Below are 16,283 nucleotides of genomic sequence, written 5' to 3'. Positions count from 1 at the left end.
CGCTAGCGGAGGCCACTGACATTGCCGTCCTTCATCCCCGCCGCTGCCAAGCCCGTACCGGCCCAGCGTCGTTGTTTTTCATTTGCCGGCGCCTCAACGGCAGCGGCGTTGGCGGGCCTTGCCCCGTCAATGACGGCCATCACCAGCAGTGCGCACGCCAGGACGACCACGACGTGGGAACGCAAAAACGGCGGGAATCAACAATTTCTTGTGATTCCCGCCGTTTCCCGCGGACCAGTCGACGAGCTGTTGCGCAGCTCGGATGCGGGCTTGGTTACTTCTTCGGTGTGTCGAAGAACGCCTGGGCGTCGTCAACGTTGGCAGCTGACCGCTTGCCTGTACTTCCGCTGTCAGTGACGCCGTCCTTGCCATCGACAGTGACGCCGTCCTTGGCCGACGACGGAACCGCCACGGCGGGTGCCTCATCGGCCTCCCGGTCGTCGTCCGTCACCGAAGCGTCATCCGTCACCGAAGCCGCGGAGGCAACGGAGGTGGCGGTGGCCACGTGGGAGGCCTCGTCGTCGTCCGTCACGGACTCAGCTGTGAGGGACTCAGCTGCCAGGGGCTTGGACGGTGCGAAGGAGCGGTAGATGGCGGCGGCCAGGGCTGCACCAAACAGCGGGGCCAGCCAGAACAGCCACAGCTGGCCAAGCGCCCAGCCTTCGGCCAGGAAAACCACGGACGTGGCGCGGGCCGGGTTCAGGGAACCGTTGGTCAGCGGCATCGTGATGCCAACCGCCACTGCAAAGGCCAGGCCAATCGCGACCGGGCCCAGGGCCGTCTTGTTCCGGGCGGAGGTGACACCCAGGACCATGGCCGTCAGCAAGCCGACAGCAACAATTTCCACAATCAGCACCCCGATCATGGGGACCTGCGAGGGGGAATGGGAGTCAAAGCCGTTGGCCAGGGCACCAAAAAGTGCGGGGGTTTCCGGGGCGGCACCAGCGGGCATGACCTTCATCAGCGCCAGCCAAATCGCCGATGCCAGCAGGGCACCGACCGTCTGGGCCACCATGTAGAGGCCCATGGCCGGGAACTTCAGCCGACCGGCCACGGCCATGCCCAGCGAAAACGCCGGGTTGAAGTAGCCGTTGGAGATGTGGCCGAAGGAAATGATCGCTGCCACCATGGCCAGACCGTATGCGAACCCCACAGTGGTTCCCGTGCCTCCGGAGCTGAAGAGCGCCGTGCCCAGCCCGGCAAACACGATGAAAAAGCTGCCCAGCCCCTCAATGGCTGTCCGGGTGCTGAGTGGGTAGGCATGCACCGGGGCCGTGGCCGTTCCGGATGTAGTCATGGTGGGAAAATCCTTCGGTTGGAGACAAGAACAAAACCTTGGCTGCTGCCGGCGAGCGCGGTTCGGGCTAGATCCCCAACGCCAACGCAGTCACCGTGGCCGCAGCCAGAGCAACTATAGCGGCCGAGGCTGTGCGTAACATAAGAGCCGGAACAGCTATGTGATGGCTGCTTTCCAGCACGCCCACCCCGGCGTGAAGCATGCGGATCCGGCTCACGGCGCACAGGGCGAGGACGATCGTCGTGAGGCACGCAACCATGGTGCACACGCCCAGCCCCACAACCTGGGCCGAATGGTTTGCGGCAAAAAGACCCGAGACGGCGGCCTCGCCGGAGCCCTCATTGGCTCCCTCGCTGGCTCCCGCCAACGCCTCCAACCAGCCGCGCCAGATGAAAATGCTGGCAATGACGGCGCTCATGATGGTCCGGCGCCAGGACAGGGCCGTGCGTTCGGGCTGCAGGCCGGGGTCGGCAGCGGGATGCCTGGGGGCTGAACCCTTCCCCCCGTCGTCGGACCCCGCCGGATCTGAACGCTTCGGACGAGCAGGCAGTGCGGCATTCACGTTACGGCCGGACCAAAATCAACACGGCAAAGACCATGGCGGCCAGCGAAACAACAACTGTCATGCCCAGCATGAGCCAGGAGTGCGGCAGCTCCTGGTCGTTGCGCATCGCTTGCTCCTGATGGGCCCACCGCCGGTAGCTGACGATCGCCAGCACGGCACCGATCATGGCCAAGATCATGCACAGGATGATGCGGACCAGCGGAGGCGCGATCTCCGGCGCGAGCTGGTCGATGGCCACGGCGCCCGCCAACAACGCCAGCGCGGTGCGGACCCAGGCCAAAAATGTGCGCTCGTTGGCCAGCGAAAACCTGTAGTCGGGAGTGTTTCCCGTCCGTCGCCAAGCTGGTTCCCGCATGGGTCTCCTCATCAATCAGGGGTGGTTGTCCAGCTTCGAGTCTACTGGGCACCGCGGTCACCCCGGGTTCCGGCTTTGGCGGTAAATTGGACTACATGACTATTGCACCAGGGCCCGTCAACGCTCCCCCGGCCGACTTTGCCACCCGCGTCCAGGGGACACTTATGGGCGGCGCCCTCGGTGACGCGTTCGGCTATCTGGTGGAGTTTGATTCGCTCGCCGACATTGCCGCCAAATACGGTCCGTCGCTGCTGGTGGACCTGTCGCAGGCAGCCGCCCCGCCACACTTTTCCGACGACACCCAGATGACGCTGTACACCCTTGACGGCCTGCTGGACGTTTTGGAGTGGGCCAACAACGGCGTTGGCGCCGACATCAACGCCTGCCAGTGGCTTGCCTACCTGCGCTGGCTGAAAACCCAGGGCATTCCCACCGCCGAGCACGCCCCGGAGCAGTCCCCGCGCTGGATTGACGGCCAGAGCGTCCTCCACCACCAGCGCCACCCGGGGAATGCCTGCGTCACGGGACTGGCCACGGGCGAGATGGGCACCATCGCCCGCCCGGTCAACCCGGAGTCAAAGGGCTGCGGGACCGTGATGCGTTCGGCCCCCTACGGCCTGCTGCCCAACGTCGAGGCCGAAACCGTCTACAAGATAAGCTCCGACGCCGCATCCCTGACCCACGGCCACCCGTCGGCACGCCAATCGGCTGCCGCCTTTAGCTGGCTCATCCACCAGCTTGTCCTGGGCGGGCTGCCGTTGCGTGACGCCGCCGAATCCGCCAGGGACCGCGCCGCCGCCCAACCCGCAGCCGATGCCGAGCTGCTGGCCCGGCTGGAGTCGGCGCTCACACTGTCGATGCCCCCGCTGGCCACGCACGACGGCGAACCCCTGTCAGGCGATGCACTCACCGATGCGCTGGGGCTGGGCTGGGTTGCCGAAGAGGCGTTGGGCGTTGCCCTCTACTGCGTGCTGGCCACATCCGGTGAGGCAAATTCCGCCGTCGACCACTTCCTGACAGCCATCCGGCTGGCCACCAACCACAGCGGCGACAGCGACTCAACCGCCGCGATTGCCGGGAACATCCTGGGCGCACTTTACGGCGAGGCCGCCCTGCCGTCGTCGTGGCTCACGCTATGCGAGGCACCACAGCTGATCCGCCACCTGGGCGCGGAATTCATCAAGCTCACCACGGGCGAATAGCCGCTGACGGCGCGCCATTGCCTCGGCACGGTCCGGCGCGCCGTTCTGGTGCGCTTAGTGTTTGGGGACGCTGAAGTTTGCACATTCCTGGCAGATGTCCGCGGGGATGATGCCGCGGCGCATCAGAAATCCAAAGATCGCGCAGCCAAGGCACAAGCCGATAAAGGCTTCCAACGAGGCCGCCAGGACCAGGACCAACACCAGTGTCCAGCCTGCCAATGACGCCCCGGCCAGGAGCAGGACAAACGCGGCAATGGACAGTACGGCACCGATGCCCTGGGCGAAGCGCTTGGGCGGGCCAGGGACGAGCTTGGGTTCGCCCGCGAGCGGAGCCAGGACCTTCACCGACAGCAGCGCGGCCGGTGATATGCGCGGTCCAAACGCCAGGCGCAGCACAAAACCGGCCGCGATGACGCCCACCAGCCACTGTTGTTGGGCCACGATGGCGACCAGCGCCAACAGCACAACAATGCCCGCTGTGAACCGGGCGGCGTGGTCGTTGACAGGGTTGGGGAAGGCGAAGAACCGACTCAGCCGGCTTGCCTGCGGCGCCTTGATGAATTCGGCGACGGGGCGGCTGCTGGAAAGTTGGGTCATGGGCCCACACTAGGACTCCGGGGCGCCTCTTCCCTAGGATTGTTGCGCAGCATGACAAAACGGGACGGCTCGCCGGCTCGCTCCGAGCGGAGCGGAACGGGAGCGGGAGCGGGTCAGCCGTGGCGGTCTGCGGGCGAACCATCCCGGTCCAATATGGCAACGCAGCGCGACGGTGCAACCCTGCGGTAGGAACTGTCCAGAAGCTCCGCAATTTCCTGCCAGTCGGGCGCTGCCTTGGCCAGGTCAAGCCCCACCCAGCCGTAAGGGCCAAGGTAGGACGGGATGTAGAAACGTGGTTCTGCCAGCAAGGCTGCACGCTCATCGGCCTCGGGAAGCACTTGGACGGAGGCCGGCCTGGGCAGCCCGGATTGGCCCTGGCCGTAATAGGCGAAGATCTTGCCGCATCGGAAGGTTGGCCGGCCAAACGTTTCCTTCTCGGTGGCTTCGGGAAAGGCCAGGCACAACTGCCGCAGCCGGAGCAGCAGCGGATCATCGTCGGAATACATTTTCGGATGGGCCATGCCAGTATCCTAGGCACGCCCCGCGAGCACCGCCAGCCCCCGCAATCGGGCGAGGCAGACGGCCGGCGCCAGCCCCCGCCGGAGGATGCTGCGATTCTGCTTGTTAGCCGATCATCTGCATGAACTCACCTTCGGAGAGCACCTCAATGCCCTGCCCGCGGCGCTGCAGTTCGAGCACCCGCGCAGCCTTGGAGGTGAGCCTGCCGCTGCGCAGGTCCGTTGCGGTGAAGCCGCTGCCCACCACGAGCACAGTTGTTTTCAGTGTCACACTGCTGGCACACTGGGCCCCGTAGCCGGCGGCCCTGACTTTCGCCTCGGGCCGGCCCAGGCCGATGTCCCCGGTGAACACCAGCGTCTGCCCGTACAACGGGTGGGTCATGTCGGCCTGCGGGTTGGGTACGGGGTTGGGACCTTCGGTCGACCAGCTGGAACGTCCGGCCCGGGCCGTGCCGTTGGCCAGCCCGGCCTTCATTTCAGCCATCTTTTCAAGCGCCGAGCGGGTGGCCTTTGACATGTCGTCGATGGCAGGGTCGTAGGCGTCGATGTGCGGCATGGCCAGCTTCATGGCGGCGAAGACGTCCCGCACGGAAGCGGCACCGTGCTTGGCGGCAATGTCGACCATGATCCCGGCGCAGGCGCGGGCGTCCTCGGTGGCGTCGTGGTGGTTGAGCAGCGGCACGCCGGCGGCCTCGGCCACAAACGGCAGTGAGTACGACGGCAGCGAATAGTTCTTCCGCGACAACACCACTGTGCAGGCGTAGTCAAAGGCGGGGGCGGGCAGGCCCGACACTTCGGAGGCGGAGCGGATCACGCCAATGTCGAAGGCCGCATTGTGCGCCACGAGGGCGTCGGCACCGATGAACGCGTGCACCTCGGGAAACACCTGCGCAAAGCGCGGCGAGGCGGCGACGTCGTCGGGCGTGATGCCGTGGATGGTGATGTTGCGCGAATCAAAGTGGTCGTGCCCCTCGGGCGGGCGCATGAGCCAATACCCCTCATCGACGACCACCCCGCCACGAACCTTCGTCAAACCGACGGAACAGGGCGATCCCCTAAATCCGTTGGCGGTTTCAAAATCGATTGCAGTAAAGTCCAAGGCCACGCTTCTAGGCTACCCCCGGGCGCTGACACAGGGCACATCGCGAGCCCGGCGTCACAGTAGAACCCGGTGCTGCGTCCCACTAATCCGAAATTCGCGTCTTCAGAGTGCCACCAGTCGACGGCCTGATTGTTGTTGGCTGCAAGACTCGAACTTGCCGGCCTGGGATTGTTTTCCCGTAGGGGAACGCTCAGCGGGACGCTGTTGGGACGGCGGGACGATGCCGCAACTGTTCCTTTTCGTGCATCAATGCATCGGGGCCACCCCGTCAAAGATGGCTGTGCCCTGAACCTGGCCCCTATTGGGAACATCCAGTCTCCGTTCGCAGTTCAGGTGCTGGCAATTGTGCTGTCGCGGGCCGCAATTGGCGTGGTCGCCTGTGCAGTGCAAAAAATGGCCTTCATCGCGGGCCGGGTTGATGCCGTTTTGGGAATCACACCGCGTGCCCAACATGTCACCATTTGGGGTATGACCGAATTTGGTGGTTCACGACTGTTCAGGAGTACCGGTCCTGTTGGGAGGTCTAGGTGATGTTGAAGAACGCGCTGACCGCTGCGGTGAGGGCGCCGGATGTTGCTGTGAGGGTGTCATTTGTTCGCTTTTTGTCTATTTTGCAGCCGGCAAAGGGGGTCACGCCTGCGGTGGCGGGTTTGGGGTTGGTGGTGCAGCTCAGGTTTGCGGCGGCTGTGGGCGGTGTGATGGCCAGGGTGATGCTGGCAGTGCTGGTCGTGACTGTGTTGCCGCCGGCATCTTGGATGGCCACGACCGGTTGGGTGGCGAAAACTGTGTTGGCTGCGGCGCCGGAGGGTTGTGTGGTGAACGTGAGTTTGGCGGCCGGACCGACGGTGATGGTGAAACTGGGGCTGATGGCTGTAGTGAGTGATCCTGAAGTTGCGGTCAGGGTATAGGTTCCGGCCTTGTCGATGGCGCATCCGGAGAACGCGGCCAAACCAGCGGCGGCGGACTTGGGGTTCGCCGTGCAGTTTAGGACCGCGCCGGCCGGGGTGGTAATGGTCAGCGTCACGGATGCCGTGCTGGTGGTGGTGTTGCCTCCCGCGTCTTGTACTGCCACAACGGGCTGGGTTGTGAAGGCGATCCCGCCGGTAGAGCCTGATGGGAAGGTGGTGAACGCGAGTTTTGCGGCCGGTCCGGCGGAGATGGTGAAGGTAGTGCTTAGTCCGGCGCCGAGTCCGCTGGAAGTTGCTGTGAGTGTATAGGTGCCTGTTTTATCGATCTGGCAGCCGGCAAAGCCGGCCACGCCGGCGACGGCGGTGACGGGGTTTGTGCTGCAGCTCAAGGTTGCCCCTGCTGGCGTGCTGATTGTGAGGGTGACAGGTGCGGTACTGGTGGCGGAGGTGTTTCCACCGGCGTCCTGAACCGCCACCACGGGCTGGCTGGCAAAAGCAGTGTTGTACACAGTGTTGGGCGGATTGGTGGTGAATCCGAGTTTCGCGGCGGGGCCATTGCTGATGGTGAAGCTCGTGCTGACGGCTGTGGTGAGCGATCCGGAGGTTGCCGTCAGGGTATAGGTTCCGTGTTTGTTGATGCTGCATCCGGCAAAGACGGCCACGCCTGATACCGCGGATTTGGGATTTGCCGTGCAGCTCAGCACTGCACCGGCGGGGGTGGTGATGCTCAGGGTGACGGCCGCGGTGCTGGCGGAGGTGTCGCCGTTGACGTCCTGGATGGTCACGACCGGCTCGGTGGTGAAGGGGATCCCGCCAGTGGAGCCGGCAGGGCTGGTTGTGAAGACGAGTTTGGTGGCTGCACCGCCCGTGATGATAAAACTTGCGCTGGTGCCGGGGGTGAGGATGCCGGAGGTGGCTGTCAGGGTCCGGTTTCCTGTTTTGCTGATCTTGCAGCCGGCAAACGTGGCCAGGCCGGCTACTGCGTTTTTGGGGTTGGTGGTGCAGCTGAGCGTGGCTCCGCCGCTGGCTGAAGTGATTTTCAGGGTCACTGCTGCGGTGCTGGAGGTGATGGTATTGCCTCCGGCGTCCTGGATGGCCGCCACCGGCTGGGTGATGAAGGCAGTATTGGCCGGGGTGTCTGTCGGCGAGGTGGTGAATCCGAGTTTGGCGGCTGGGCCGACGGCGATCGTGACAGTGGTGCTGACGGCTGTGGCGAGTGATCCGGAGGCCGCTGTCAAGGTGTAGGTTCCGGCTTTGTTGATGCTGCAGCCCGAAAAGGCGGCCACGCCAGAGGCCGCTGTGACAGGGTTCGTGGCGCAGGCAAGGGTTGCTCCGGCGGGTGTGGTGAGGGTGAGGGTCACGGGGGCGGTGCTGGTGCTGACGGTGTTTCCGCCGGCGTCCTGGATGGCCACCACCGGCTGGGAGTTGAAGAGGATGCCTCCGGTGGAGTTTGTCGGGTTGGTCGTGAATCCCAGTTTCGCAGCCGGTCCCAGGGAGACGGTGAAGTTCAGGGTGGCAGTGCTGAACCCCGACCCTGTGGCGGTCAGGCTGTACGTTCCTGCCTTGTTGACGCTGCACCCGGAGAAGGCCGCGGTGCCGGCTGAGGCTGTGACGGGGTTCGTGGTGCAGCTCAGGGCCGCACCGGCCGGGGATCCCGTGATGCTCAGCGTGACCGGGGCGGTACTGGCGGTGGTGTTGCCGCCGGCGTCCTGGATGGCAACCACTGGCTGGGTGGTGAACACGATGCCGGCAGTGGAGCCGGCGGGTTGGGTGGTGAAGCCTAGTTTGGTGGGTGCTCCGGCGGCGATCGTGGTGGTCCTGCTAAGTGTGTAGATGAGTCCGGCCGAGGTGGCAGAGAGGGTGTAGCTTCCGGCCTTGTCGATGCTGCAACTTGCAAAGGCCGCGACACCGTTGACAGCAGGAACGGTGGGAGTGGCGCAGTTCAGGCGGGCCCCCGAGTTGCCGGTGAGTGCCAGGGTCACGGTGGCGTTGGATGTGGTGACGATGTTCCCGCCGGCGTCCTGGATGCTGATGGCGGGTTGGGTGGCAAAGGGCACAGAGCCGGTGGAACTGGAGGGCTGGGTCGTGAAGCCTAGATTGGTGGCCGGACCGGTGGTGATGGTAAAGCTGATGCTGGCCGTGGTGAACCCGGCCCCGGTGGCGGTCAGTGTGTAGCTTCCGGACTTGTTGACGCTGCACCCTGTGAAGGTCGCGCCGCCTGCGGTGGCCGCGAGGGGGTTCGTGGTGCAGCTCAGGACCGCGCCGGCCGGGGATCCGGTGATGCTCAGGGTGACAGGGCTGGTGCTGGTGGTCACGGTCCGTCCAGAGCTGTCCTGAACGGCCACACTTGGCTGGGTGTTGAAGACTGCGGCTGCATTGGCGTTCGACGGTGATGAGGTGAAGGCAATCTTGGTGGCCGGCCCGGCGACTGTGAATGTAGTGCTTGTGGCGCTGGCCAGCGGTACCGCGACTGCGGTCAGGGTGTAGCTGCCGGCGCCCGTGACGGTGCAGCCGGTGAACGTCGCCACCCCGTTTACGGTGGTCGCCAGCAGGCAGCCGGTCAGCACGCCGCCCGAAACCGTGAGGGTCACAACCGTTTCGAGCGTCGCGGTGGTGACGATGCTGCCATTGGCATCCGTGACAGCGACCACGGGCTGGATCGGTATCGCGACCCCGGTAGTCGAATTGGCCGGCTGGGTGATAAACACAAGCTTTGATGCCGCGCCCGGCCGGTCGACTTCCACGTTGGCGCTCAGGGCGGTGGACGCGGTCCAGGTCCGGTACACCGAGGTGACGGTGTACTGGTAGGTCCCGGCGGGCACAGTAAGGTCATCGCAGGTGAGGCCGGTTTGGGTGGCCGTTTTGCTGGTTCCGCAGGCAGCCGCAGTGGAGCCATTGCTTTTCAGTGTGCGGGTGACGTAGTAGCCGGTAGGTCGGGGTGTTCCCGCAGCCGCGGCCCAGCTGACATGCACCGTTCCGGTACTCGTTGCCGGCACGATCAGATTCGTTGGAGGTTGAAGAGTGCCCAGACTGCTGGAACCTGTGCCGGCTCCTAACCCTGTGGAGTAGGCCCAGGCTGCCCCTGAACCCGGCGCCATCAGCGTGGCCAGGACAAGAACTATGACCACTGCGGCGTGCTGCATGCGGTTAACGCTTCCCACCGAACGAGCATTGACAAGAAAAAGCATTTCACCCCTCCACCAACTGCCAGTACCCCAAACCTGCCAACACTGGCAGCGGACAGGCCCCAAACGGAGGCCAACCCGCTGCCACTCCTGCTAGTTGGACGTCAGCGTCAAAGTGACTGTCGCACTCTTACATAGATCCTGGTTGATGCCCGTGTCCGCGAAGGACAACGTTCCGGTTCCTGCGAGGGCAAAGTTGGTGCTGGCCGCCGGCACGGTCGTGTTCGAGACCACATTTCCGATCGTGAAGTCGGCCGGGAGGCACAGCGGGTCGCTCGTGCTCACGACGTTGCTGATGGTTCCGACCTGCAGGCTTGACGTGCCGGGGTTATTGGCCGTGTAGGTCACAGTTTCGCTGGCTCCGGGAGTAAGCCCGGAGGCGAACTTTGCAATCAAGGTAATGCTCCCATTGGATGGCGCGTTGGGAGCGGATCCCGTTCCTGCGCCAGTGGTCGACCAGTACGCGAACGCTGCTCCACCGCCGATGACCAGCAAGGCGCAGGTCAACCAAACTGTGGCCTTCCTACTGAGCTTATGAAAGAACTTCCCCTGTAATTCTTGTTGCGCCACGATATACCCCATTAGGTTTGAGACCTGGCCCAGGGGGCATAAGATAACGAAGTCAGCACCTTGTCCCAAAAACGGGTTGAAGGAAATTCTGTGGCGTCGTCCGCGTATCCTGCCCCACTCCCAAGAATATGGGGGACGTAATCTTCAAGCTACGGTCATTTGCCCGGACACAACAGGGCCTAAAGCCCCCTTTTTTGGGTGTTGGCAGTACCGGAGACCGTGGCAATGCCCCACCTGTTAAACACACCTCAAACATCCACTACAGCCGAACGCGAAAAGTTTAGCCAGCCCACTTTCCGACCCGCTGGGAGGATGGGGGTGAGGCACGGGCCAGCAGCAGGACCAATCAACACCTGCCCCAGGAGCCGGCCGACTGTCATCAATCACCAACAGCCACCTCCCCGGTTGTGGTCAACCCTCAATGTCCTCCTTGGGGTGGAGGTCGCTGTCAGGGAAGTAACGTAATCTTGAACCGTGATCATTACTGCCTTGACTGACTCTGCCCTGCCCGCGCTCGTGGGACACGGAGCCGTTCCATCCCTCGCCATCCTGCCTGACTGGCTGGACCCCATGACGATCCTCGGCAACGAGGCCATCGGCGCGTGGGTCGTCGTCATCGCCTGCGCCATCATCTTCGCCGAGACCGGCCTGCTGGTGGGATTCTTCCTCCCGGGCGACTCCCTGCTCTTCACGGCAGGACTGCTGGTGAGCACCGGCGCCATGCCCGTGAACATCTGGGTTCTGATGGCCCTGCTGATCGTCTCCGGCTTCATCGGAAACCAGTTGGGTTATTTCATCGGCTACAAGGCCGGACCCGCCATCTTCAACAAGCCCGAATCAAAGCTCTTCAAGAAGCAGCACGTCGATTCCGCCCACGCCTTCTTTGAAAAGCACGGCGGCAAGGCCTTGATCATGGCCCGCTTCGTGCCGATTGTGCGCACCTTTGTCCCCGTCATTGTGGGCGTGGCCAAGATGGACATGCGCAGGTTCGTGCTCTTCAACGCCATCGGCGCGATCCTGTGGGCCGGCGGCGTCACGCTGCTGGGCTACATCCTGGGCAACAAGGTGCCGTGGGTGCGCGACAACCTCGACATCATCTTCATCGCCATCGTGGCCGTCTCGGTCATCCCGATCGGCATCGAGTTCCTCAAGGCCATTGTCTCCAGCCGCAGGAAGAAGGCCGCGCAGGCCGAAACGAAGTCCGAGCAGGCTTAGACCGGAACTCGGCAGGCCCAATTCTTACAGTACGACGGCGACCCCCGGCATAGTGCCGGGGGTCGCCTTTTGTTTCCCCTCACCCACCCAGGTTTCGAGTTTCCAGCTGTTGGACGGATTCAGCTCCGCGAAGAGCATTCCGGTCGAACAAGTCCAAACTCGAACTGGTCTGCGCTGCCTAGCCGGCGAGGGCCTTCACGATGTGCGGCAGCAGGGCGCGGAACGCGTTGCCGCGGTGGCTGATGGCGTTCTTCTCCGCGCTTGTCAGCTCGGCGCATGAACGGTCCAGGCCTGCGGGTTGCAGGATGGGGTCGTAGCCGAAACCGCCGTCGCCGCGGGGTTCCGGCAACAGGGTCCCCTCAAGGGTCCCCTCCTCCACCACGTCCAGCGTTCCGTCGGCGCTGGCCAGGGCCGCGGCGCACACAAAGCGTGCACCCCGGTGTTCCACAGTGATGTCGGAGAGCTGAGCCAGCAGCAGTTGCAGGTTGGCGCTGTCGTCGCCGTGCGTCCCGGCCCAGCGGGCCGAGAAGATGCCGGGTGCTCCCCCAAGCACATCAACGGCCAGTCCGGAATCGTCGGCGATGGCCAGGACACCGCTGAACTGCGCCGCTGCGTGGGCCTTCAGCCGCGCGTTTTCCGCGAAGGTGACACCTGTTTCGGCGACGTCGGGCGCATTGATAGCTCCGGCGTCGACCACGTCAGTGTCCACGTCCAGACCCGGGACCTGGCCGCGCAGCAACTCGCGCAGCTCCCGCAGCTTGCCCTGGTTGTGCGTGGCCAGAACCAGCTTGGGCGCTGTCATCAGCCGGCCAGGGTTGCGCGCTGGATCTGGGCCAGTTCGGTGGTGCCGATCAGGGCCAGGTCCAGAAGCTGGTTGAGCTCGTCGCGGTCGAACGGTGCGCCTTCGGCGGTGCCCTGGACCTCGACGAACTTGCCGGAGCCGGTGACGACGACGTTCATGTCGGTCTCGGCACGGACGTCTTCAACGTAGGGCAGGTCCAGCATGGGCACGCCGTCGATGATGCCGACGGAGATGGCGGAGACGGTGTCCATGAGCGGCTGCGCGTTCTTGGCGATCAGCTTGTTCTCCTTGGCGTAGGCGATCGCGTCGGCCAGGGCCACATAGGCGCCGGTGATCGCTGCGGTGCGTGTGCCGCCGTCGGCCTGGAGGACGTCACAGTCAAGGACGATCGTGTTCTCGCCCAGTGCCTTGGTGTCGATGATGGACCGCAGTGAGCGGCCGATCAGGCGGGAGATTTCGTGTGTGCGGCCGCCGATCTTGCCCTTGACGGACTCGCGGGAGTTGCGGGTGTTCGTGGCGCGCGGAAGCATCGCGTATTCGGCCGTGACCCAGCCGGTGCCTTCACCCTTGAGCCAGCGCGGGACGCCGGGGGTCAGGGAGGCGGTGCACAGCACGCGGGTGTTGCCGAACTCGATCAGGGCCGAGCCTTCGGCCTGCTTGGACCAGCCGCGGGTGATGGTGATGTCGCGGAGCTGGTCGTTGGTGCGCCCGTCGGCGCGGAGTGTTTCAGTGGAAGTCATGGGTACAAGCCTACCGGCCGAGGGGCCCGGCGCGAGCTTGCGAGCGGTGGGAGGGCGGTGGGCGCTACCGCGAGGGACCACGGATTCGCCCACCAAGCAAAAATGATCCCGATGCCCTGTCCAACACCGGGATTCTGGTGCCGGACAGGGGATCGGGATCATATCCGCAATCGCGTCTGGGACTAGCGGCCCTTCGTGGCCAGCTTGAAGTTCTTCTTCTCCTTGAAGTAGACGGCGCCAGCGCCCGTGAAGCACAACACCATGGCACCGATGCCGAGCAGGATCTGCAGGATCGAAGCGATCCCGCCGGGCATGGTCAGGCTGATCAGCTGATAGAGCGAGACAACCGCCAGTACTGCGCCAACAATGCGGGCCCAGCCCATGCCCTTCTTCAGGAACAGGCCTATCAAAACGTAGAGAATCACGGACACCACGGCCATGACAATCAGCGTGCCGGTGGAGACCAAGATGGACATGTCAATGAAATCGGCGTCGACGTTTTGCACACCTTGGGACTGCAACACATCCACCAGCTGCGTGCGGTACGCATCGGACTGGATGTTCAGCACACCAAAAATGGTGGCAATGATGTGCAGCACGGCGGCACCGATGAGCATGAAGAAAACGGTGTTCATGATGGGCGGAGCAACGGGCGCCTCAATCTGCCCTTGTCCCTGAAACTGTCCCTGTCCCTGTCCCTGGGAAAACTCGGCTGGTTCGGGGTTGTAGCGTGGCATCTCGCTCATGACTGGCGTCCTTTGCAGAAGTCATTCGACGGCGGTTGCCGCCCTTTCCTGCCACCGAGCCTAGCTGCCGCGAACGGATAAGGGGATAATCCTTTCGGAGGATATTTCCAGCAACAGGGCCTCAGGTGACTCTTCCGTGGGTGGGTTCACCGTCACGCCTTCAGATCCTCGCTCGGATGGCTGGCTGTTTTGGTGAACCGTCAGACACTGGCCACCGCCCCCGTTTCCTTTCGCGGGGGTACGGGAAACTCGTGTCGGGGGGAGGCTGATGCGCCGAGAATGGCCCTGTGCCGTATCGGGTGGCTTCCCGTTTCGCCGAAAATGGCCCGGAGTCGCGAGAATGCGTCAAAGATGCGCCGTTCTCGCGAGCTTGAACCATTTTCGACGAAGCAGCTTCGGAACTAGGCGGGTTTGGCCCATTCTCGGCGTGCATTTCAATCTCCAGCCCGACGGAGCCGCTTGGATCCAATGACGTGTATTTCAATCAACATCAGTAGGGCCAGAACGGCGCACACTGCGTCCCAGCCGACGACATCCCTGGCCAATGCGGCCTAAAACCTGACGGCCAGGATGGTCGATATCCGGCTGAATGACCCACGGAAGAGTCACAGAAGCCAGAAGCCAGTTAGATCGTGTAGTGCACGCCCGCCACGGCAGCAGCCACGTCGCCGCCAAACACCTCGCGGGCTTCCCCCACGACCTTGTTGGTGTCGGTCCAGACGGGGATGTGGGTCAACAGCATCCGCTTGACGTTGGCCCGGGCTGCGGCCTCGCCGGCCCGCTTTCCTGTGAGGTGGACATCCTTGATGTGGTCGTCACGGACCTCTTCGAAGGCGGCTTCGCAAAGGAACAAGTTGGCGTCCTGTGCAGCATCTTCCAGACCCTGGCAGCTGTCGGTGTCGCCGGAATAAGTCAGCACGGCTGTTCGGTCAAGACCCGTGCCGTCGTATTCGGTGACTTCCACCCGCAGCGCATAAGCCTCGGGGACAGGGTGGTTGACAGCAAACGGGGTCACCTTGAACGGGCCCACGGTGACGGGCTCGCGTTCCTTCCAATTGATGAAGTCGAACTCATCATGCATGCCGGGGTCAAGGTCCAGGCCGTAGGCGGTGGCCAGCCGGTCGGCCGTTTCGGCCGGCCCCCACACCGGAATCCGGCCGCGGTTCCAGCCATCGGGATTCCAGCGCACCGCCACGTGCAGGCCGCAAAGGTCCATGCAGTGGTCGGGGTGCAGGTGGCTGAGGAAGATCGCGTCGATGTCCTCAAGATCCATGTATTTTTGCACGGCGCCCAAGGCACCGCTGCCCAAGTCAATGAGCACCCGCCAGGGACGCACCCCGTCGTGCGCCTGCAACAAGTAGCAGGACGCGGGCGACGCCGGACCGGGAAAGGACCCGCTGCATCCAACAATCGTCAATTTCATGTTCGTTCCCCCGTGCCGTCTCCCGGAACAGCCAGTCTGCCCACCGAATCGGCCAAAACAAAATTGGAGACCCGGCCTGCCGCCGTTTCGGCGCCGTGTTGCCGGGCTGCCGCCAGCATGTCCTCCGTGACCAGGGCAAGCGATCCGGTCGGATAATGTGCCGAGACATGGCTGACCTGTTCGACGCCGTGGACCTCGGGTCCCAGGAAGCGCCTGGCCAGCACGCCGAAGTTGGCGGCGTCGCCGGTGCACAGGAACTGGTGCGTGGGGGCTGCCTCTGAAATTCGTTCAAGGTCGTGGCTGACAAGGGCCCGGAAGACGTCCTTGGCAGTTTCTTCGGCACTTGAGACCAGCGTGACCGAATCCCCCATGACGTAGGAAATGACGCCCGTCAGCAACGGGTAGTGCGTGCAGCCCAGCACCAGTGTGTCAACGGAGGCCGCCTTCAGCGGGGCCAGGTACGCCTCGGCCGTGGACAGCAGTTCCGGCCCGGCCGTGATGCCGGACTCGACAAACCGCACAAAGTCCGGGCACGCGACGGAGGTGATCTGCAGGTTCGGGGCGGCGGCGAATGTGTCCTCGTAGGCGCGGGATCCCACGGTTGCGACGGTGCCGATGACACCGACCCGGCCCTCCCGAGTGGCGGCGACGGCACGCCGGACGGCCGGTTGGATCACCTCAATGACGGGGATCCCGTAGCGGGCCGTGTACCGTTCGCGGGCGTCGCGCAGCACGGCAGCCGAGGCCGAGTTGCAGGCGATGACGAGCAGCTTCACCCCCGAGTCAACGAGCTCATCCATGACGCCCAGGGCATTGGCGCGGACCTCGGCAATGGGCAGCGGGCCGTACGGTCCGTTCGCCGTGTCGCCGACATAGAGGATCGATTCGTTGGGCAGCTGGTCGATGACAGCCCGGGCAACAGTCAATCCGCCGACCCCGGAATCAAAAATCCCGATGGGCCTGTCAGCGGCGGGGCCCTGCTGTCCACCGGCGTCGACGGCAGCGGACGGGGCCGGAATTGTCGCGGCTGGGCTTGTTCGTGTTGTGCTCATGGTCGT

16 protein-coding genes are annotated in these 16,283 nt (G+C 64.1%); 2 read left to right on the top strand and 14 right to left on the bottom strand.

Annotation, left to right across the window (positions count from 1 at the left end; genetic code table 11):
- Positions 1-2 precede the first annotated feature (2 nt).
- The 4 genes from AC1L6K_RS08325 to AC1L6K_RS08310 form a co-directional block, all read right to left on the bottom strand.
- Positions 3-185 (bottom strand): hypothetical protein, encoded by a 183-nt coding sequence (locus AC1L6K_RS08325; protein ID WP_480952234.1) that lies wholly within the window; start codon positions 183-185, stop codon positions 3-5.
- An 89-nt stretch (positions 186-274) separates the two neighbouring features.
- On the bottom strand, positions 275-1,297 hold the full coding sequence (locus tag AC1L6K_RS08320; RefSeq protein WP_480952233.1) for an aquaporin: 1,023 nt from the start codon (positions 1,295-1,297) through the stop codon (positions 275-277).
- A 67-nt stretch (positions 1,298-1,364) separates the two neighbouring features.
- Positions 1,365-1,859, bottom strand: a complete 495-nt coding sequence (locus AC1L6K_RS08315; RefSeq protein WP_480952232.1) for a DUF202 domain-containing protein — start codon at positions 1,857-1,859, stop codon at positions 1,365-1,367.
- 1 nt (position 1,860) lies between these two features.
- On the bottom strand, positions 1,861-2,217 hold the full coding sequence (locus AC1L6K_RS08310; protein ID WP_480952231.1) for a YidH family protein: 357 nt from the start codon (positions 2,215-2,217) through the stop codon (positions 1,861-1,863).
- A gap of 95 nt (positions 2,218-2,312) precedes the next feature.
- Between AC1L6K_RS08310 and AC1L6K_RS08305 the strand changes: the two genes are divergently transcribed.
- A complete protein-coding gene (locus AC1L6K_RS08305) occupies positions 2,313-3,419 on the top strand; it encodes an ADP-ribosylglycohydrolase family protein (protein ID WP_480952230.1) in 1,107 nt (368 codons plus the stop codon).
- A gap of 54 nt (positions 3,420-3,473) precedes the next feature.
- Here AC1L6K_RS08305 and AC1L6K_RS08300 read toward each other — a convergent pair whose 3' ends face one another.
- The 5 genes from AC1L6K_RS08300 to AC1L6K_RS08280 all read right to left on the bottom strand — a co-directional run bounded on the left by AC1L6K_RS08300 (position 3,474) and on the right by AC1L6K_RS08280 (position 10,125).
- A complete protein-coding gene (locus AC1L6K_RS08300; RefSeq protein ID WP_480952229.1) occupies positions 3,474-4,016 on the bottom strand; it encodes a DUF4395 domain-containing protein in 543 nt (180 codons plus the stop codon).
- A gap of 113 nt (positions 4,017-4,129) precedes the next feature.
- Positions 4,130-4,537 carry an MmcQ/YjbR family DNA-binding protein gene (locus AC1L6K_RS08295; protein ID WP_480952228.1) on the bottom strand — a complete coding sequence of 136 codons (408 nt, stop codon included), beginning with the start codon at positions 4,535-4,537 and terminating at the stop codon, positions 4,130-4,132.
- A gap of 103 nt (positions 4,538-4,640) precedes the next feature.
- Positions 4,641-5,639: a 3'-5' exonuclease gene (locus tag AC1L6K_RS08290; RefSeq protein ID WP_480952227.1), complete on the bottom strand. Its 999-nt coding sequence runs from the start codon at positions 5,637-5,639 to the stop codon at positions 4,641-4,643.
- A gap of 520 nt (positions 5,640-6,159) precedes the next feature.
- Positions 6,160-9,687 carry a beta strand repeat-containing protein gene (locus AC1L6K_RS08285; RefSeq protein ID WP_480952226.1) on the bottom strand — a complete coding sequence of 1,176 codons (3,528 nt, stop codon included), beginning with the start codon at positions 9,685-9,687 and terminating at the stop codon, positions 6,160-6,162.
- Between the two features lie 135 nt (positions 9,688-9,822).
- A complete protein-coding gene (locus AC1L6K_RS08280; RefSeq protein WP_480952225.1) occupies positions 9,823-10,125 on the bottom strand; it encodes a hypothetical protein in 303 nt (100 codons plus the stop codon).
- A gap of 663 nt (positions 10,126-10,788) precedes the next feature.
- Here AC1L6K_RS08280 and AC1L6K_RS08275 point away from each other — a divergent pair.
- Positions 10,789-11,514: a DedA family protein gene (locus tag AC1L6K_RS08275; RefSeq protein ID WP_480952715.1), complete on the top strand. Its 726-nt coding sequence runs from the start codon at positions 10,789-10,791 to the stop codon at positions 11,512-11,514.
- Between the two features lie 178 nt (positions 11,515-11,692).
- Here the strand turns inward: AC1L6K_RS08275 and rdgB are convergent, their stop codons facing one another.
- From rdgB to murI, 5 genes are all read right to left on the bottom strand, one after another.
- A complete protein-coding gene (gene rdgB / locus AC1L6K_RS08270) occupies positions 11,693-12,316 on the bottom strand; it encodes an RdgB/HAM1 family non-canonical purine NTP pyrophosphatase (protein WP_480952224.1) in 624 nt (207 codons plus the stop codon).
- Positions 12,316-13,056: a ribonuclease PH gene (gene rph, locus AC1L6K_RS08265; protein ID WP_480952223.1), complete on the bottom strand. Its 741-nt coding sequence runs from the start codon at positions 13,054-13,056 to the stop codon at positions 12,316-12,318. Before rph ends, rdgB begins: the two co-directional genes overlap by 1 nt.
- Positions 13,057-13,238: 182 nt before the next feature.
- The gene (locus AC1L6K_RS08260; RefSeq protein ID WP_480952222.1) at positions 13,239-13,802 is read right to left on the bottom strand and encodes a hypothetical protein; all 564 of its coding nucleotides are present in this window, start codon (positions 13,800-13,802) and stop codon (positions 13,239-13,241) included.
- A gap of 625 nt (positions 13,803-14,427) precedes the next feature.
- A complete protein-coding gene (locus AC1L6K_RS08255) occupies positions 14,428-15,225 on the bottom strand; it encodes an MBL fold metallo-hydrolase (RefSeq protein WP_480952221.1) in 798 nt (265 codons plus the stop codon).
- The gene (gene murI / locus AC1L6K_RS08250; protein WP_480952220.1) at positions 15,222-16,277 is read right to left on the bottom strand and encodes a glutamate racemase; all 1,056 of its coding nucleotides are present in this window, start codon (positions 16,275-16,277) and stop codon (positions 15,222-15,224) included. The genes AC1L6K_RS08255 and murI overlap by 4 nt, the downstream gene beginning before the upstream one ends.
- Positions 16,278-16,283 lie beyond the last annotated feature (6 nt).

The sequence above is a fragment of the Specibacter sp. BI4 genome, assembly GCF_056680095.1.
This window is presented reverse-complemented; position numbering and strand designations above follow the sequence as displayed.